16 protein-coding genes are annotated in these 19170 nt (G+C 52.0%); 12 read left to right on the plus strand and 4 right to left on the minus strand.

Going from position 1 to position 19170, the window contains the following annotated elements:
* The first annotated feature begins 36 nt into the window (after positions 1-36).
* The 3 genes from AC3RCL_RS03825 to AC3RCL_RS03835 all read left to right on the plus strand — a co-directional run bounded on the left by AC3RCL_RS03825 (position 37) and on the right by AC3RCL_RS03835 (position 3564).
* The gene (locus tag AC3RCL_RS03825) at positions 37-810 is read left to right on the plus strand and encodes a MerR family transcriptional regulator (protein ID WP_213580178.1); all 774 of its coding nucleotides are present in this window, start codon (positions 37-39) and stop codon (positions 808-810) included.
* A gap of 230 nt (positions 811-1040) precedes the next feature.
* A complete protein-coding gene (locus tag AC3RCL_RS03830) occupies positions 1041-2474 on the plus strand; it encodes an alanine/glycine:cation symporter family protein (RefSeq protein WP_492534601.1) in 1434 nt (477 codons plus the stop codon).
* Between the two features lie 115 nt (positions 2475-2589).
* The gene (locus tag AC3RCL_RS03835) at positions 2590-3564 is read left to right on the plus strand and encodes an anti sigma factor C-terminal domain-containing protein (RefSeq protein ID WP_492534602.1); all 975 of its coding nucleotides are present in this window, start codon (positions 2590-2592) and stop codon (positions 3562-3564) included.
* A gap of 220 nt (positions 3565-3784) precedes the next feature.
* Here AC3RCL_RS03835 and AC3RCL_RS03840 read toward each other — a convergent pair whose 3' ends face one another.
* The 3 genes from AC3RCL_RS03840 to AC3RCL_RS03850 all read right to left on the minus strand — a co-directional run bounded on the left by AC3RCL_RS03840 (position 3785) and on the right by AC3RCL_RS03850 (position 6394).
* Positions 3785-4300, minus strand: a complete 516-nt coding sequence (locus tag AC3RCL_RS03840) for a DinB family protein (protein WP_096777061.1) — start codon at positions 4298-4300, stop codon at positions 3785-3787.
* 80 nt (positions 4301-4380) lie between these two features.
* A complete protein-coding gene (locus tag AC3RCL_RS03845; RefSeq protein ID WP_492534603.1) occupies positions 4381-4986 on the minus strand; it encodes a class I SAM-dependent methyltransferase in 606 nt (201 codons plus the stop codon).
* Complete coding sequence (locus AC3RCL_RS03850) at positions 4979-6394, minus strand: NAD-dependent malic enzyme (RefSeq protein WP_090912644.1); 1416 nt, start codon at positions 6392-6394, stop codon at positions 4979-4981. Before AC3RCL_RS03850 ends, AC3RCL_RS03845 begins: the two co-directional genes overlap by 8 nt.
* 205 nt (positions 6395-6599) lie before the next feature.
* On the opposite strand from AC3RCL_RS03850, the gene AC3RCL_RS03855 reads away from it, so the two are divergent.
* Together AC3RCL_RS03855 and AC3RCL_RS03860 are read left to right on the plus strand one after the other, a co-directional pair.
* A complete protein-coding gene (locus AC3RCL_RS03855) occupies positions 6600-6899 on the plus strand; it encodes a hypothetical protein (protein WP_096777059.1) in 300 nt (99 codons plus the stop codon).
* Between the two features lie 379 nt (positions 6900-7278).
* The gene (locus tag AC3RCL_RS03860; RefSeq protein WP_096777058.1) at positions 7279-8313 is read left to right on the plus strand and encodes a lytic polysaccharide monooxygenase; all 1035 of its coding nucleotides are present in this window, start codon (positions 7279-7281) and stop codon (positions 8311-8313) included.
* 1001 nt (positions 8314-9314) lie between these two features.
* Here the strand turns inward: AC3RCL_RS03860 and AC3RCL_RS03865 are convergent.
* Entirely contained in the window at positions 9315-10076 is a 762-nt protein-coding gene (locus tag AC3RCL_RS03865) for a DeoR/GlpR family DNA-binding transcription regulator (protein ID WP_090912648.1), read from the minus strand.
* A 361-nt stretch (positions 10077-10437) separates the two neighbouring features.
* On the opposite strand from AC3RCL_RS03865, the gene AC3RCL_RS03870 reads away from it, so the two are divergent.
* The 7 genes from AC3RCL_RS03870 (at position 10438) to AC3RCL_RS03900 (ending at position 19075) form a co-directional block, all read left to right on the plus strand.
* Positions 10438-11493 carry an ABC transporter ATP-binding protein gene (locus AC3RCL_RS03870; protein WP_375121850.1) on the plus strand — a complete coding sequence of 352 codons (1056 nt, stop codon included), beginning with the start codon at positions 10438-10440 and terminating at the stop codon, positions 11491-11493.
* Positions 11486-12364: a carbohydrate ABC transporter permease gene (locus AC3RCL_RS03875; protein ID WP_096777055.1), complete on the plus strand. Its 879-nt coding sequence runs from the start codon at positions 11486-11488 to the stop codon at positions 12362-12364. The genes AC3RCL_RS03870 and AC3RCL_RS03875 overlap by 8 nt, the downstream gene beginning before the upstream one ends.
* A 38-nt stretch (positions 12365-12402) precedes the next feature.
* Positions 12403-13236: a carbohydrate ABC transporter permease gene (locus tag AC3RCL_RS03880; RefSeq protein ID WP_096777054.1), complete on the plus strand. Its 834-nt coding sequence runs from the start codon at positions 12403-12405 to the stop codon at positions 13234-13236.
* Between the two features lie 61 nt (positions 13237-13297).
* Positions 13298-14611 (plus strand): ABC transporter substrate-binding protein, encoded by a 1314-nt coding sequence (locus AC3RCL_RS03885; RefSeq protein WP_096777053.1) that lies wholly within the window; start codon positions 13298-13300, stop codon positions 14609-14611.
* Between the two features lie 26 nt (positions 14612-14637).
* Entirely contained in the window at positions 14638-15405 is a 768-nt protein-coding gene (locus AC3RCL_RS03890) for a glycerophosphodiester phosphodiesterase family protein (protein WP_096777052.1), read from the plus strand.
* Entirely contained in the window at positions 15402-16622 is a 1221-nt protein-coding gene (locus AC3RCL_RS03895) for a sn-glycerol-1-phosphate dehydrogenase (RefSeq protein ID WP_096777051.1), read from the plus strand. The genes AC3RCL_RS03890 and AC3RCL_RS03895 overlap by 4 nt, the downstream gene beginning before the upstream one ends.
* A 485-nt stretch (positions 16623-17107) precedes the next feature.
* Positions 17108-19075 (plus strand): methyl-accepting chemotaxis protein, encoded by a 1968-nt coding sequence (locus AC3RCL_RS03900; protein WP_096777050.1) that lies wholly within the window; start codon positions 17108-17110, stop codon positions 19073-19075.
* The last annotated feature ends 95 nt before the right edge of the window (positions 19076-19170 follow it).

Here is a 19170-nt window from a genome sequence, read left to right on the forward strand (position 1 = left end):
TAAAGGTGTACATTGAGTTTGTCAGGAGGTGAAACCATGGAATACACGGTGCAGAAGCTTGGGAAGTTGGCGGGAATAAGCACGCGAACCCTCCGTTATTACGATGAGATCGGGATTCTGAAGCCGGCCAGAATCAACTCGTCGGGGTATCGGATTTACGGGCAGGAGGAGGTTGACCAATTGCAGCAGATCTTGTTTTACCGGGAGCTTGGGCTGCAATTGGACGGTATCAAAGCGATTATGACCTCACCATCCTTCAATCGGACCAAGGCGCTCCAGGAACACCATGCGCAGCTCCTAGACAAGAGAAGGCAACTGGATTTGCTGATTACCAATGTGGAGAACACGATAGCCTCCGCCGAAGGGAGAAAAACGATGAGTGACCAAGAGAAATTCGAAGGATTCAAGCAGAAGCTGATTGATGATAATGAGAAGAAATACGGTAAGGAAATTCGCGAGAAGTATGGCGACGAAACTGTAAATCAATCCAATGCCAAGCTGAAAAATATGACGCAAGCGCAGCATGATGAAGTAACGCGTCTGGCGGAGGAGCTGTACGAAACGCTGGCCGAAGCGTTTAAGCAGGGCGATCCTGCCGGCGAGCTCGCCCAGAAGGCAGCCGATCTGCACAAGCGTTGGCTCACCTATTATTGGAATGATTACAGCAAAGAAGCCCATGCCGGCCTTGCCCAGATGTATGTTGACGATGAGCGGTTTACCGCCCATTATGACGAGAAGCAGCCTGGAACCGCCAAGTTCCTCCGCGATGCGATTCTGATTTACACGGGCACGAATCCTGCATCATTGTAAGCAAGCTGAGGCAAGCAGCCTTACGGATAAGACCCTTTCCTGCGCTCACCCGCGAGGAGAGGGTCTTTTTTTATAGGGGATCCATTGAAGGAGCTGGATCTGTTCACCCTGCCTCCCCTTCCACAATTAACCTCTTGTCTCCACGTGGGGAGTAATGGTTAGATGTAACATGGGCTATTTTTCACAAACCTACACCATGGGTGATGACATTTATATAGTGAGGGTAGAGAATGGATCAAATTGTACAGCAGGTAGTTACTATCTTTAACGATTTTCTATGGTCTAAACTGCTTATCGTATTGCTGATAGCGTTTGGCCTGTATTTTACGGTGGGCACCAAGTTCCTGCAGTTTCGCCTGATCGGCGAGATGTTCCGGGTCATCCGCGAACCCAAGAGCAAAACGAAGGGCAGCATTTCCCCGTTTCAGGCGTTTGCCATCAGCATGGCGGCCCGCGTCGGGACCGGGAACATTACCGGCGTTGCCCTGGCTATCTCGCTTGGGGGGCCGGGGGCCGTATTTTGGATGTGGATCATTGCGATCATCGGATCGGCCTCCAGCTTTATTGAGAGCACATTGGCGCAGATTTATAAGGTAAAGGATGGAGCGGGCGGATTTCGCGGAGGTCCCGCCTATTACATGCAGCAAGGTTTAAAAAAGCGGTGGATGGGCGTGCTGTTTGCGATCCTGATCACCTTGTCCTTCGGTCTTGTGTTTAACGCGGTTCAATCCAACACGATTACGATTGCTTTCCAGAATTCCTTCGGCACGGATCGTTTAACCCTCGGAATCATCATGGCGGTTGTTTTTGCGGCCATCATCTTTGGCGGAGTGAAGCGAATTGCCAAAATGTCGGAGCTGATCGTCGTGATTCTGGCTGTGCTGTATGTCGGTGCCGCGTTGTTTATCGTATTGGCGAACATCACCAAGCTGCCGGAGGTTTTTGCGCTAATCGTCAAAAGCGCGTTCGGTTATGAGCAGGTGGTCGGCGGATCGATCGGTGCCGCGCTCATGAACGGGATCAAAAGAGGCTTGTTCTCCAACGAAGCCGGCATGGGGAGCGCACCGAACGCAGCGGCGACCGCAACGACAAGCCATCCGGCGAAGCAGGGACTAGTTCAGGCGCTGGGCGTCCTGATCGATACGCTGGTCATATGTACAAGCACGGCATTCATTATTCTGTTTACCGGCGCATACCAGCAGACCGGACTTGATGGAATCGCCCTGACGCAGGCTGCCCTGGCCATGGAGATGGGCGCGTGGGCATCCGACTTCCTGGCGGTCATGATTTTCCTGTTTGCGTTCAGTACCTTGATCGGTAACTATTACTACGGGGAAACCAACATCGAATTTTTGAAGTCGAATCGGGTTTGGGTATGGATCTATCGGGTTTCCGTGCTGGCCATGGTCATCTTCGGCTCGGTGACCAGCGTGAAGCTGGTGTGGGATTTGGCCGACCTCTTCATGGGATTGATGGTAATCGTGAATCTCATTGCCATCGCGCTGCTATCCCGAACGGCCTTTGCCGCACTGAATGACTACTTGAAGCAGAAGCGGGCAGGCCTCGATCCGGTCTTCACTAAAGACAGCATCAAGGGGCTTCAGGATGTGGAGTGCTGGGATGGACATGACGGCCCAACCACGAAAAGCGCCATAATCGAATAACGTGGACGGAATCGCTACGGTAGCTGTTGTTCTAGCTGCTGTAGCGATTTTTGATTTTACCGTAACCTTTGCGGAATCAAACCGTTGTCTAAGTGAGAAGGGGGAGAAAATACGAATGCTGCATGTTAATCGGATGACCTGGCGGACAAGGGCAAGGCTGCTCTTCAATGCTTTATTAGCTGCGTTGGCCGTGTTTCTTACTTATGTCATGTATTATATAGCCGTCCAAATTTATTATGAAAAAAATGGCCTGAACGATAAATTTATAAGGTCTGTCATGACGACGGTTGAATTGCATGAGAGTGGACTTATGGTAGATAAACGCGGCTTGTCTCTGGTAGAAGTGACGCCCTTCCTCACACAGAAGAAATCGCTGAAAGTGTATAAGGATGTGGGGGAAAGGCAGTTGATTGTCGGAGAGCTTCACGCGAAGAAGAGGTTATGGGGAGAACTGACCTATTCCGTTGAAGAACAGGGGCCTTACCTGAACCGCGAAGAAAGGGACCCTTTTGTTCTGCATTCTGCGCTTCTGGATGGTGGGAAGATTACAGACTCCTCTCATCCGAATGGTGCAATGAACCAGTTAGAGAAACTGGAGGACGGCAACGTAGCGGAATTATTCTTCTCGCTTCGAACGTTGAAGTCACCGGAGCATGTTTTGGAGCTCCTGTCGGATTATGATGTTAGAGCGACCAATATGGCTGTTTATGCTGGTGAACTGAGGGAAATCAAACTGGGTACTTATAGCTCTAGCGGCGCTGGTCACACGATCCCCCATCTTACATTGAGGCCCAGAATTATGTTTGACGATAACCATTTCCTTTCTGCATGGCATACTTTTTTCTCATTGGAGGCAGGAAAATCGGACGATGTGCAGCAGCTGATCGTCGACGTTGAATGGATGACCAACAATATCAAATACAACGGTGTAGATGATGACAAACAACGGCTGGCCTACTTGAAGAAAAATGGAGTTCAAGTTTATGGAGCAACCGTCACGGGACCTGTGCGGGAGCTGGAGAAGCTGAAGGAGGAGTCGGAATTCTGGGGATTCCGTTTGGGCCGCATCGAGGTGTGGAATTGGAGCTAAGCCAGCTTGAGCTGTCATCCTCTGCATATGTCCCCGGATTTCTTCCATGCTTTGAACCATTTCGAGAAATTGGGGGGCAACAGCAATGGGAGGAACGATTCGTACACGGAGCGTCTCCTAACAGAAAAAGGGGTTCCCGTCAGATCTAAGATCTTTTGGGGCCCCCCTTTTGTTTAAGAATAAGTAATACTTGTCCATGCCGCTAAGCAGCTTATCTATATTACGTTAAATATTTATCCCGCAAAATATTCATATGATGAAGCTCATGCCCTGCAATGACATAGGCGGCCGCCCGGGCGGAGAGCGGGTAGTTGTTGAACGTGCCCTGACGCAGCAGCGCTTCCTCCGTCAAGCTTCCAACCAGCGTAATGGTGGACTGCCTGACGGCAGCGTAATCTTTAAGGGCTTCCCGCAGAGGAAGCTGGCCGAAGGGAGAATTCTGGACAAAAATCTCCCGGTCGTACCCTGAAAATTCACGGGCATCCCCGCGCGAAATGTAGAGAATGCGATAGCTCCATAAACGCTCTACATCGGCGATATGGCCGATCACCTGCTTGAGACTCCATTTTCCTTCCGCATAGCGGAAATTAGCTTGCTCTTCCGTCAGATCGCTCAGCGATCTTAACGTCTCGTCATGCTGCCGCTGCAAGATCTCGGCAATATGGCCTTCAGGGACAAGCGATACGTATTTTTCGCCGAGGGGCAAATATTCGTTAGCATTAGGCCTTGTGTTCATAACAAGTTCCTCCATATCCATGATTAAGAGCTCATATTAAAATTATGCCGCCAGGTCCAAATGAATGTATGTATGAACGGTCAGGTTGCTTGGGCCCAGATCAGATGGATGATGCCGTTCCAATAGCGTTCCGTCTTGACGATGTTCAGTTCCGAGGCATTCACGATATCGATCATGTCCCGGTTATAATGGCACCCGGATATCCGCCGTGCCGCGGGGTTGACGAGATGCTGCACGGCGCCGAGCAGCCGGTTCGTGCTCATGCCGTGCTCCAGCAAATAAATGCGGCCGCCGGGTTTGGCCCAGCGGATGATGTTGTTCAATGCCTTTACCGGATCTTCATAGCCGCATAGCGACAGGGTGGAAACCACGCAGTCGTAGGAACGTTCCGGCAGCTCCAGGGTCTCGATGTCCCGTTCCAGGAAAGTGGCCCGAATGCCAAGCTCGGATGCCATTTGGCGCGCCCGGGTTAACATCTCGGGACTGAAATCGACTGCCGTTACGTCCACCTTATCAGGATGATAGAAGGGGAAGTTGGCGCCGGCGCCGACAGCTACCTCGAGCACTTTGCCCTCCACTCCATGAAGCAGCCGCTGTCTCCATTCTCCGAGTCTGCGCTGTCTGGTGTTCCTTTCATGTATAGGAGCTTGTTTATTGAACTTTCGGATGAGGGAATTCTTATTCACGCGGAATTCTCCGGGCAACCCCTGTCTTGACCGCTGCTTTCACGACAAGCTCACGAATGGCCTTTACGACGTTCTGGTTGAACACGCTCGGAATGATATACGACGGGTTGCGTTCCTCGTCCGATACGGCGGATGCAATGGCTTCGGCTGCGGCCAGCTTCATTTCCTCATTAATCGTAGTTGCTCTGCAGTCCAGGGCTGCACGGAAAATACCCGGGAAGCAGAGGACGTTATTGATCTGGTTCGGATAATCCGAACGTCCGGTCGCAATAACGCCTACAATATCTTCGACCTCTTCGGGTCTGATCTCCGGCGTAGGGTTGGCCATTGCGAATACGATCGGTTGATCAGCCATGGCTTGTACGTCTTCGCGGCGAAGCAGGCCGCCTGCGGAAAGACCGATGAACACGTCGGCACCTTGGATCACTTGGCGCAGGGAACCTTCGACTTTGTTCGGGTTCGTATGCTCTGCGTACCATTGCCACATACTATTGCTGTATTCTTTTCCAGCAACCAGCGCACCTTCGCGGTCGACGCCAATGATGTCCTTAACGCCGGCCGACAGGAGGATTTTACTGCATGCCACCCCGGCAGCCCCGATTCCGCACACAACGACCCGAACGTTATCGATGGATTTTCCGACGATTTTAAGGGCATTGATCAGCGCCGCATACAGAACGACCGCCGTACCGTGCTGATCATCGTGGAATACAGGGATGTCCAGCTCGTCGCGCAGTCTCTGTTCAATCTCGAAGCAGCGCGGAGAGGAAATGTCCTCCAGGTTAATGCCGCCAAATGCCGGCGCCATCGCTTTGATGCAGGCTATAATCTCTTCCGTGTCCTGGGTGTCAAGGCAAATCGGGAAGGAGTCTACGCCGGCCAGCTGTTTGAAGAGCATCGACTTCCCTTCCATGACCGGCATGGCCGCATATGGGCCGATATTGCCCAAACCGAGCACGGCGCTTCCGTCCGAAATAACGGCCACCGTATTTCTTTTAATCGTGAGCGTGTAGGCTTTTTTCGGATCCTCCTGAATGGCCGAGCATACGCGGGCGACATCAGGCGTATAGACGCGAGATAGGTCATCGCGGTTTTGGATGGGGATTTTGGGCTGGGTTTCGATCTTGCCGCCGAGATGCAGCAGGAAGGTGCGGTCCGAAACATTGACGAGCCGAACGCCTTTTAAATGTTTTACTGTATTTGTAATTTTTTCGATATCGACGCTGTCGGTGACCGTAATGGTAATATCGCGTACGGTAATGTGGCCGCTGGCTTGAATGACGTCGATGGCAACCATGTCTCCCCCGGCTTCAAATATGGCGGATGCAACTTCACCGAATTTGATCTCTTGAGTATTCATTTCTAGTCTGAGGATAATGCTCTTTCCTCCGAGTCCGTTGTTTTCCATTGTTACCTCCAAATGTTTGATCGATTTCGTCATTCTCAGTGTATGTAGTTATGCAAAATGTTAACGTTATCATAGTTCGCTGAGCAGTGGTCAATTTCCTGTTTCACCGTAAAGAAACCGTGATATATATAAGAAGAATTTATTGGAAAAGGGGATTCCAAGGAAGTATAATCGAAAGCATCTTATTGCGAAGGAGAGAGCTGCCATGAATGCCAGAATCGAGGAGCTTGAAAAACGTTTGACCACCCAGCATCATAAGGATCTGTTCCTTCAAATGAAACATACGCTGCAGGCCGTCGACGATTTGGCCGAACAGCACCGGGTTTACCAGGCCGTTCAGGCACTTAGTGGCACACGCATCGTTGGAGCGGAGGAGAACGTGTATTTTGACACGTTGAATCAGGTCAAGGAACAGATTATTCATACCCTGGAGCTAACGATCGAGGATTTGGAGCATAAAGGGGATAAACATTACCAGAAGCATTTTAGGGACGGCGTGGAATAGAGCTGCTGCGCGGTCTGAACGGATCGAACAGCATGGATGAAAGCATGATTCCCCCAGGGGAGGCATGCTTTTTTTTGCAATTTTTTTCTGCAAGTTCCGTGTGTTTTCATAACATTTCAGGTTACATATTTATCCAATTTCATTGAAATGTGTAACAAATCGTTGATTAGTGTTATGGGATACGACTTCCAGATGCTTTAAAATAATGATAGTACTGGTAAAGCTTGGACGATGATTGCGGAAGATTTCCAAGTTCAGTCAAGTTATCTGTAAGTTAAGAGGGCAACTACTGTATCAAAGAAGGGGAGGTGGCCTGAGCAGCCGGAGGTTGTGTAAACGCTTTATTTATTATCTTTTATATTAAAGGAGGATTAATTGTATGACTTTAAGTTTGCCGAACAAAGCTTGGCTCAAGAATTTGATCATTGCTGGTTCCACGATGTTGTTGATGACCTTGTTCATGGTTTTATTTGCGGATAAAGCTTCTGCCCACGGATATGTCGATTCTCCAGGAAGCCGCGCCATTCTGTGTAAGCAGGGGCAAAACACCGATTGCGGCGCCATCGTGTATGAGCCGCAAAGCTTGGAAGCTCCTAAAGGCTGGCCGAACGCAGGTCCCGCCGATGGCAAAATCGCGAGTGCAGGCGGCGCGTTCCCTAAACTCGATGAGCAGTCCGCAACTCGCTGGAGCAAAGTAAGCATTTCCCCGGGAACCACGACGTTCCAATGGCATTTGACGGCCAACCATGCGACGGCAAGCTGGAAATACTACATTACGAAAGACGGCTGGGATCAAAATGCTCCGCTGAGCAGAGCTTCGTTCGATCTGACGCCTTTCTGCTCCATTAACTACGGCGGCGTAAAACCTCCGACAAACTATGCATCCACATGTAACGTTCCTGCCAAGTCCGGTTACCATGTCATTCTGGCGGTATGGGAAGTAGCTGACACGGCTAACGCTTTCTATAACGTCATCGATGTAGACTTCGGCGGTGGCGGAACTCCGAACCCAGGCGTTCCTGCACCGACGGGACTTACTTCCCCATCCCAAACAAGCAGCAGCGTATCCTTGGCATGGACAGCTTCCACCGGGGCTTCCAGTTATGAAATCTACCGTAACGGATCCCTTGTGGGTACATCGACTTCAACCTCTTATACCAACACGGGGCTAACCGCAGGAACGTCCTATACGTACACTGTGGTAGCCGTCAGCAGCTCAGGCAGTAAATCATCCGCATCGGCTCCGCTTACGGTTTCAACATCCGGAAGCTCCACGACCTATCCGGCATGGAGCGCAACAGCCGTTTATTTAGGCGGCAGCAAAGTCAGCCACAATGGCGTGAACTATGAAGCAAAATGGTGGACTCAAGGCGAAACACCTGGATCTGCCGAAGTTTGGAAGGTTATCCCTTAAATCGATCGTTTGACCGGATCCGGCGTCTAATGACTGCCGGATTTTTCTTAGGCTTTAGCCAGTTGCGTGCGTGAACCGCGCGAAACAAAGAACCACCCGCTATGCGGATGGAGGGAATGAGAGAGTGGGCGGTGGTATATTTCCTTTTTTTCACCTCCACTAATAAGTACAGAGGAGATAGCTTCTAATAAGCGTAGAGAAGATAGCTTCCGTCGGCTGCGCATTGACCCTGATAGCTTGGATTTACCTAAAGAAATATTGTGGGTTCACTGACTGTCGATGTTCTTCCTTCTGTATGATTTCATGGCTTTTGCCAACTTAAACGGACCCTAGTTCCGTTATTCAAGATCATAACCCGATTTTTCACAATGTACCGGACTCCAGATCCGCTATTATGAGAAATAAGGGGGCAAATACCGATTAAAACAGCAAATAAGGTCCGCTGGGTCCGCTAAAGTTACTAAAAGGGTTGTTTTCGATGAAATAAGGTATTCTGAGTCCGTTAGGAAGTCCTTATACCAAAGAACAAGTACATCGTGCGCACTGCTCCCTGTGCACCCTGTGCACCCTGCGTGCACGGTGTGTGGTCCGGGGCATGCTTGGATTGGCTGTCGACCGTTGAGTTTTGGACATATTGAATGACATGGCGATTGTGTCTATAGACGTTCAGTGAATTTCTGCTGTTTGCTCTTTTGGTCTAAGCCGGTGATCGCGAAAAAAAGCGAGTATGGATGGTAAACATAGCAGTGGAATATAAATAAGCAAGCCGCTGGCGAGCAGCAGCTTGAAAAAGGCACCCCCGGGGTGCCTTTTGTGCTTTCTACAAGAAGTATGTTCAGGCATGCCAAGGTATGCAAAGGTACGAAGGTATGCAAAAATATGCCGGTACGCCAAGGTACGCAAAGGTACGAAGGTATGCAAAGGCATGCCAAGGTCCGCCAAGGTCCGCCAAGGTACGCAAAGGTGCCACGGTCCGCAAAGGTATGCAAAGTTTGCTAGCCTCAAACCCTGTAAACGGTGATGCCACGTTCCTGAAAAGGCTTGACATCCGAGTCGGAAGCCTCGCTGCCGGTAACGAGAGTATGAATGGCGCTGTTGGGAGCGACCGTATGCAGGGACAGCTTGCCGATCTTGCTGTGGTCGGTGACTACGACAATTTCGCCGGCGGCCTGAATCATGTTCTGCTTGGCAGGGACGAGCAGCGCCTCCGGATGCATGAGGCCATGCTGGGGATGCAGGGCAGGGGTGCCGATGAACGCTTTCTCAACATGCAGGGATTTCAGCACATGGTCGGTAAACATGCCGTTTAGCATATAGCTCGAGGGGTACAGCTCCCCGCCGGTCAGGATGACTTTGATGCCCGGAGCATCGCGAAGTTCGACGGCAACGTTCATATCGTTGGTTATGACGGTAATGTCCGAGCGGTGCACAAGATGCGTAGCAATATGAAGGGTGGTTGTCCCCGAATCGATGATGATATTTTCCCCGTCTTCCACGAGTGAAGCCGCGAGCTGGCCGATGCGTATTTTTTCGTCCCGATGAAAGTTCGTCCGTTCATTAAAGGATGGCTCGTTATGCGTCCATTGCTCCATGATGACCCCGCCATGCGTGCGCTTCAAAGCGCCTTCCTGCTCAATCTCCGCCAGATCGCGGCGAATGGTGGCCGTGTGGACGCCGAATTCGGATGCCAGGGCGGCAACCGTTGCCGTACGGTATTGCCTTACGTAATCAATGATCCTTTTCTTTCGTTCGTGTGCCAGCAATCGATAATTTCTCCCTTCCTAATTGGACAATGAGCAGCAGAGTGCGTTTGTACATACAATGCGCACTTTTGCTTTTTTATGCTTATGGGCTCCATATCTATCTAGTGTACTCCCGTTATGTTAATGCCATGTTAAATCCCTTGCTGCGAAGCGAATTTACACAATCCGTACGAAGGCCTAACACTCTCCTAATATTGCAGATCTACAATCGAATTAAATAAAAATGAACAAAAGTGATCATTACATGTGCATTTGATGCGTACTTATTATCAGGTGCATGTAAGGGATTTCATGTTATGGAATCGTTCATTTTTTCGCTTGTCATGACAGCATCATTACACATTGGTGAGGGGGATCGCTCTTGGCATCCATTGAATTTGTGAAAGTGAGCAAGTCGTTTGATCGTCAAACCGTCATACAGGACTTGGATCTTACCATCGAGGACGGAAAATTCACCGTGCTGGTCGGCCCTTCAGGGTGCGGGAAAACAACGCTCCTAAGGATGATTGCGGGCATAGACCCTCAAACCTCCGGTTCCGTTCTGATCGACGGCAAGGATGTCACGCGCATTGCACCGGGGAAGCGCGGCGTGGCCATGGTGTTTCAGAACTACGCCATTTACCCGACGATGTCGGTCCGCGAGAATATCGAATTCGGCCTCGTGAACAATAAGGTTCCCAAAGCCGAGCGTAAGCGACTGGTGGAAACCATAGGGGCAACCGTGGGACTGAACGATTATTTAGACCGCAAGCCCTCCACCTTGTCCGGCGGACAACGGCAGCGGGTGGCTTTAGCCCGGGCCATGGTTAAGGATCCGTCCGTCTTCCTGATGGATGAACCGTTGTCCAATCTGGACGCCAAGCTGAGGGTTCAGATGCGGATCGAGCTGATCGAGCTGCACAAGAAGCTCGGGACGACCTTTGTTTACGTGACCCATGACCAAATCGAGGCCATGTCGATGGCGGATACCATCGTGCTGATGAACAAAGGGGTCATTCAGCAGGAGGCGCCGCCCGAAGTGGTGTACCGCAAGCCCAGCAATCTGTTTGCGGCCCAGTTCATCGGGGTTCCTCCCATGAACATTGCGCCGCTGGGGGAGGATCGCGCGACGTTCGGGTTCCGTCCGGAAAGCGTTGTGATCGGCACGGAACCGGAATCGTTTCACTACACGGCCAAGGGCGAGATCATCACGCGAGAAATGCTGGGCTCCGAGACGATTTATCAGGTGAAGACGACCGATGGTCATGCATTCATGGTGAAATGTCCGGATGACAGATACCATGTCGATCAGCAGGTCTGTCTCGGCGTGCCGGCCGACCAATTGTTTTTCTTCGGTCCGGATGAGAACCGGGTGGACGAGAAGGACAACCGCCACAGGGAGTTCATGGAGCGGCTGAGAGGGCTGGCCCATGGATAAGAGGAGGATCTGGGAAGGGATCAGGCCCTATGTGCTGATCGCGCCAGCCATGGCGGGTATCCTGCTGTTCGTGATGTATCCGGTAGGTTATTTGATTTACTTAAGCTTGTTCAAATACAACCTGATGAATAAAGACAAGAGCAAATTTGTCGGATTGGACAATTTCACGCAGATTCTGGGGCGCGGGGATTTCTACAAAGCACTCTGGAACACCTCCGTCTATACGGCCGGGGTCGTCATTTTGACCATGCTGCTGTCCCTGCTGATCGCCGTATGGCTGAACAAGAAAGGCCGTTTCAATTCGATCGTCCAGGCCGGGATTTTCACGCCGCACGTCGTATCCATCGTATCGATCTCGCTGGTCTGGCTGTGGCTGATGGAGCCGAATCAAGGACTGCTCAATTATCTGCTCAAGCTGGTTGGACTCCCGCCGTCGGCATGGCTTCAAAGCTCCAAGACCGCGTTGATATCGGTCATTATCGTGTCGGTCTGGCAGGCCATCGGCTATTATACCCTGATTATCGTGGCAGCCTTGCAGAGCATATCGCCGAGCATTTATGAAGCGGCCGCGCTGGATAATGCGAGCAAGTTCAAGGTGTTTTACAAAATCACACTGCCGATGATCTCGCCGCAGCTGTTTTTTATTCTCATCATCATGACGATCGGCTCCTTCAAGGTATTCGATACCGTTCAGGTGATGACAGGCGGAGGACCAAACAATGCAACGACGACGCTTGTGTATTACATATACGGATTCCGAACGACCAATATCGGTTATTCGGCGGCGACAGGCGTTGTGCTCATGGCCATTATCGGATTGCTCACGTTCATCTATTTCCGGCTGTTATCCAAGAAGGTCCACTATCAATAAGGCTATAAGGCTTTGGCCACGAAGAAAGGAGGCACGGTTTGAAGACCTTTGACTTAAAAATCGTATGGACGGCGCTGGGCTATTTGCTGAAGGCTGCAGTGCTCATGATTTTCATCTTTCCGTTCCTGTGGATGATCTCCACATCGCTCCAGACATTCCGGGAGACGATGACGTTTCCGCCGACGTGGGTTCCGGCTTCGCCGCAGTGGGGGAATTTCGCGGAAGCGATGAATGCGGGGCCTTTCCTGACCTATTTCAGGAACTCTGTTGTCGTCACCGGTTCCATCATCGTACTGCAGTTCCTGATTATGATTCCGGCGGCGTATGCTTTTGCCAAGTATAAATTCCCGGGAAAAACGCTGCTGTTCGGCATGATCCTGCTGGCCTTCATGATCCCGGGGCAGGTTACGTTCATTCCGGTTTATCTGATGATGGCGGATTGGGGATTGGTCAAAACCCTGCTCCCGCAGATCATTCCGTTCGTTTCGAATGCCTTCGGCATCTTCCTGCTGCGGCAATACTTCATGCAGATTCCGGAGGAAATCATCGAAGCGGCCCGTCTGGATAACGCCAGCGAGTTCAAAATCATCCGGAAGATCATGATCCCCATGTCGAAGCCGGCACTCGCCACCATTGCGCTGTTCAGCTTCGTCAGTCATTGGAACGACTATTTCTGGCCGCTTGTCATGACCGATTCGGCAGCCGTCCGGCCGCTGACCTTGGGGATCGCCATGCTGCGGGAGACCGAGGGCATCAGCAACTGGCATATCATCATGGCCGGCAACGTGATTCTGGTGGTGCCCATCCTGCTCGTATATTTGTTCTGTTCGAAGCACATCGTGAAGGCTTTTGTTTATTCAGGCATTAAATAATTACAGGAAATGACAGGTTTCAGCCATTCATAATCGAATAATTAATGGAGGAATGAATCACATGAAATCCAAATGGTATACACGCCTATCCGTCATCCTGCTGTTCAGTTTGCTTGCCGCATGCGGTGGAGGAGGTTCGGCCGAGCCCGGCGAAGCACCGGGAAGCGGGGGAACCGAAGCCCCGTCCGGAGACAAGGGGAAAACCACGGTGCAGTTCTGGCACTCGCTGGGAGGCAAGAACGGGGAATACATGGATGCGCTCATTCAGCGCTTTAATGCATCCCATGAGGATATCGAAGTCGTAGGCACCTTCCAGGGCAGCTACGACGAAACGGTAACCAAGCTGCAGCAGGCGATTGCATCCGGCACCGGCCCGGATGTCAGCATGCTCGAGCGAGCCTACATCCAGATGTTCGCCGATTCGGAGGTCCTTGAGGATCTGACGCCTTTTCTTGAAGGCTCCGGCATCAGCCCAGACGACTTCACTGCCGGTTTAATGGGACACTCCACCTTCAATGATCAATTGGTGTCGCTGCCGCTGAACCGTTCCACCCCGATCCTGCACGTGAACAAGACCTTGCTGGATGAGCTCGGGCTTCAAATCCCGACGACATGGGAGGAAATGAAGGAGGTCGCGAACGCGCTGGTCGTCAAGGAAGGCAGCGAGTATAAGCGATACGGCGTCACGATGCCCTACGACACATGGTATCCGATTGCCATGATTTCGCAAGCCGGCGGCACGTTCTTCAATGACGACAATACGTCGATCGGCTTTTCGGATAACGGTGCCGGAGCCAAAATGTTCACTTACCTGAAAGACCTGCAAAGCACGGGCGCTTTGTATTATCCGCCTGCTCAGGATTCCGGCAACATCGTAAACAGCATGTTTGTGGAAGGCAAAGTCGGGATGATGTACCAATCCACGGGATCGATCGGCGGATTGTCCAGCGCGGTGGATTTCGATTACGTGACGGCATTCCTGCCTAAGGACGAAGTATATGCGAATCCGACCGGAGGCGCGAACGTCACGATGCTGTCTTCTTCCAAGAACAAGGAAGCGGCATGGGAGTTCATTCGGTGGATGGAGATGGAAGAGGAAGGCGCTCTTGAATTTATTTTGCAATCCGGTTACCTGCCTTTCACGAAGAAGATGGTGGAGTCGGAGAAGATCCAAGAACTGTGGGCCAAAGAACCGAACCGCAAAGTCGCCTATGATCAGCTGGAATTCGCTACGGATACCAATAAGGATGTGGCATGGCCTGAGATTATGCATGAGTTCTTCTCGGCCATGGAAGCGATCATGTATGACAGCAAGGATATCCCGGCGACGCTGGATACCTTCAAGAAAGAGACGGAACGGATTTTGGCCCAATAACAACAGGTAAAGGAGTGGCAGGACATATGATCGAACGACTACGGGAGCCATCCTCTATGATGGTGGCTGCACATCGCGGGTATAAATCGGCTTATCCGGAAAATACGCTGCTGGCCTTTCGCAAGGCACTGGAGTTAGGCGTTGACATGCTGGAGTTTGATCTTCGGCTGACGAAGGATAAGGAGGTGGTGGTTATCCATGATGCAACGGTTCAGCGTACGACCAATGGCGCCGGCGAGGTAAGGGGTTACACGCTTGCGGAGCTGAAGGCTTTGGATGCGGGCGGCTGGTTTGCCCGGGAATTCGAAGGCTTGAAGATCCCGACGCTTGCGGAGCTTTGCGAACTGCTTCGGGAATACCCCGAGGTTCTGTGCAACGTGGAGATTAAGCCCAGTCCCGATGCCCAAGAGGCCGCCGACCTGGCGATTGACATGCTGAACCGGTACGGGTACCTGCCGCGCTGCGTATTCACCTGCTTCGATGCTCAGGTTCTGACCTATATCCATGAAACGCATGGCCAGAAGACTCAGGGGTTTCCGGGCGAGAAAATGTCCGGCTTTGACTTCGGGGAGGAGGGCACCTACGCCAAAATGTGGGGGATCGGCGTGGAGATGTCACTGCTTACGCCGGAACTCGTTGCCCGGTTCCAGGCACAGGGGCTGCTGGTCTGGAGCTATTGCCCGGACGATGAGCAGGGCGTCCGGTATTCGCTGGAGTGCGGGGTTACCGGCATGACCTGCAATGACCCGCTGCCGGCGATGGCGGTAACCGGAAAGAAGGGTACGCGGATATGACCTCCATTTTATCGAATGTCCGGAGTCTAGCGGCGGATTTACCGGCCCATCAGCTTGCGAATCTGGACGAAGTAGAGCTGGTTCAGATCCAGCACGGAGCGTTAGACGAGGTGGCGGGCTACCTTGAGACGAAACGGTGGACCTCGGTGGTCATGGTCGTGGACGATAATACCTATGACCAGGCGGGCCGGAGGCTTTCGAATCTCCTCGCGAAATCATCGATTGGGGTCCAGGTCACCCGGCTGCTTCCGGACCGGAAGGGAGATGTCATCGCGGATGAAGTATCCCTGGTCCAGGTCATATTGGATATCCAGCATAGCGGGGCGAAGGCGGTGCTGGCGGTAGGCGGAGGGACGATTCACGATATTAGCCGGTACGCCGCCTATACCGCGGGCGTTCCGTTCATCTCCGTACCTACGGCCGCATCGGTGGATGGATTTAATTCCAAGGGAGCGCCGATCATTATACGGGGCGAGAAGATAACGATTCCGGCCATCGGACCGAGCGCGATATTCGCGGACGTCGATATTCTCATGGCTGCTCCCTCCGAGTTAACCGCGGCCGGATTCGGGGATATGCTGGGCAAGTACACATCGCTGTTCGACTGGAGGTTTGGCAGTTTGGTGGCCGACGAGCCCTATTTGCAAATTTCGGCGGATATGACGAAATCCGCGCTCAGCCAGTGCGTGAACGCGGTGGAACAGATTGCGAAGCGGAGCGAGGAGGGCGTACGCATCTTGATGGGGGCGCTCGTCGAATCCGGACTGGCGATGCTGCTGTTCGGTCAATCCCATCCGGCTTCGGGTTCGGAGCATCACCTGTCCCATTATTGGGAGATGGAGTTTATCCGTCTGGGGAAGAAACAGCTGCTGCACGGTGCCAAAGTAGGAGCCGCTTGCGTGGAAATCTCGAAGCTGTATCATCGTATCGGAGAGCAGGGGATCGAGCTGAACGGAGGCTCCTCCCCGGGTGCGGAAGATATAGAACGGCGAATGGCGCTGCACTGGAACGACATCCGGTCGCATATTACGCATCTCCCGGAGCCGGAAGTGCTGGGCGATCTGATGCGCATGGTAGGCGGACCGGCCGGGGTGTCGGAGCTTCCGATCGGAGATGGGCTGCTGGAACGGAGCCTGGCTGAGGCCCACAAGGTTCGATACAGCCGCTACACGCTGCTCCATGCTTACAACGAACAAAGATCCTTATTTGTCCATTAAGGCAGGTTAAAGGTCGACGAGTGAAATAAGGCTGTCCCTCAAGCAGATCCTTCTGCTTCAATGGGGCAGCCTTTTTGGCTTTTCTGCAGCTGTGCTTTGATTCCGCACGGCCTTACGAAGACGGCCAGCGCCCCAAAGACTGAGGGGGGTGCCGCCGCTGCCGATCGCCAACAAGGTCTAAAGATATATGTAATTTATTTCATTTGAATAGGCATTTAGAACTATCGCCCATCTATTTTTACATAAACGACCTAAAAGTCGAATTATGTAAAAAGTTTCGCCAAACTCTCAAATATTGGACAAATGCTACCGATAACTTATAAAGCGGAGTCTTATCTCCCCATTTTAAACCAACATTTTTCGACATTGCCTGTTCGTTTTGTATGTAGAGAGAAAGTCCTTACAGAAAAAAGAGCACTTGCAAAAATTTTGGACGAATGATCGGATAGGACCAAAGCGCTACTTATTGGGGGAGGATTTACAGCATGCTAAAGAGTCTTAAGCAAAAGATGATTACAATGATTTGTTTGCTCTTGCTAGTCAGTCTTGGATCCGTTTTTGCCGTAACTTACAGTCGGTCATCTGACTTGCTGCAGGAGAGCTTGGACAAGGAAGCTCAGCTTAGCGCGGAGAAGCTTGCGCTTCAGATCGACCAATTTCTTGATGTGGAGATTGCCAAGGTGGAAAGCATCGGGAAATTCATTACGGGCAACAAAGAGCAGGATCTGCAGTTGATTCAGGCTGCGCAGGAAGTGAACAAGGAATTTGAGACCTTCTTTTTCTCGTACGATTTGACGGGGAAGAACGTCATTAACTTTCTGGGCGAGGTGACCGACGTGTCCGACCGCGTCCATTATCAGGAAGCCGGGAAGGGCGAAGGCAAGCTGGTCGTGTCGGAGCCGGTGCTTTCCAAACGGACGGGCAATAACATCGTTACGATGATCATTCCGCTGATGAAGGATGGAAAACAGTACGGCTACATGGGCTCCACCCTTCCGATCAACGAAGTTCAGAAAACAGTATCGTCCCAAACGTTCGGAGACACCGGATATGCCTTTCTTCTGAGCAAATCGGGGACGTTCATGTGGTATCCGCAAGAGGAACTTGTACTTCAATCCAACGTGAAGGACGTTGACAGCGCCGGATTGACGAAGGCCTACGAAGAGGTCAGCCAGGGCAGACCAGGCGAGTTCGATTATGTATTGGAAGGTACCGAGTATTCGGCGGCTTATGCACCGTCCAACTTGAACTGGGGGGTCTTCGTGACGGCACCGACCCATGAGCTGAATGCTCCAATCAAGGAGATGTCGTTTACGCTAGTCATTATCTCGGTTGCGGCCCTGGTCGTATCCGCCGCTGCAGCAATTTGGTTCACGGCCCAGATCGTCCGGCCGATCCGCAGGCTCAACACGGCTGTGAAGGAAGTCGCAGCAGGCGATTTGACCAAGACCATTCAGGTTAGCGGCAAGGATGAGGTGGCCGTTCTTTCCAGCGATTTCAACCAGACGGTATCGCATCTGAAGCATCTGGTCCTCGGCGTGAACGATTCCTCCCGCCAGGTCATGTCGGTGACGGAAACCGTCTCGAGCGGGGTCGATACGGCCATGGACAGCGTGGACCGAATCGGATCCTCCATTCGCCAAATTGCCAGCGGAGCGCAAGCTCACGCCTCAAGCTCCAACGAAATCGCTACGTCCATGAGCGACATGGCCAGCGGGATCGTCAAAATCGCCGAGACGTCCTCCATGGTGTCCGAAGCCGCGCAGGAAGCTGCCAGCCAAGCGGAGACCGGATCGGTTGTCGTTGAGCAAGCCGTGAAACAGATCGGCAACATCGGCGAGGGTACATCCAAAGTCGGCACGGCGATCGAGCGTTTGAATGAGCGTTCCTCGGAAATCGAGCAAATTTTGAGTTTTATCACGGAAGTCACCTCCCGGATTCGACTGCTGTCCCTGAACGCTTCCATCGAGGCTGCCAGAGCGGGCGAGCATGGACGAGGCTTTGCGGTCGTGGCTGAAGAAGTCAAGAAGCTGGCGGGACAGTCGGAGGTCTCAACCGATCAGATAGCGAAACTGATTACGGAAATTCGCGAGGACACAATCAACGCCGTACAGGTCATGGACGTCAGCCGTAAGGATGTACAGGACGGCATTGCGTTGATTGAAGATGTGCGCGAGAAATTCGATAACATTCTGAATGCGACCCGCAACGTGGCGGATCACATTCTGGAAGTATCGGCGGCATCCGAAGAAATGTCCGCTGGATCGGAACAGGTCAGCGCTTCGGTTGAAGAGCTGAAATCCATTGCGGATCTGACTTCCAATGATGCACAGAACGTGACGGCTGCCATGGAAGATCAGATTGCAACCATCAAGGAGATTTCAAACTCCGTAAAACAACTGGAGACGGTCGCCCAGGAGCTCAGCAAAGAGCTCGGCAAATTCAGTCTCTAACATTCCCTGGATCTTACGGACCGCGCGTAACGGTACTTGAGAGGGGGGATGCCTGGAAGGAAAACGGCTCAAATCGCAAGCGTGCAAGGCAGTAA

The sequence above is a fragment of the Paenibacillus sp. MT86 genome (assembly GCF_058792535.1).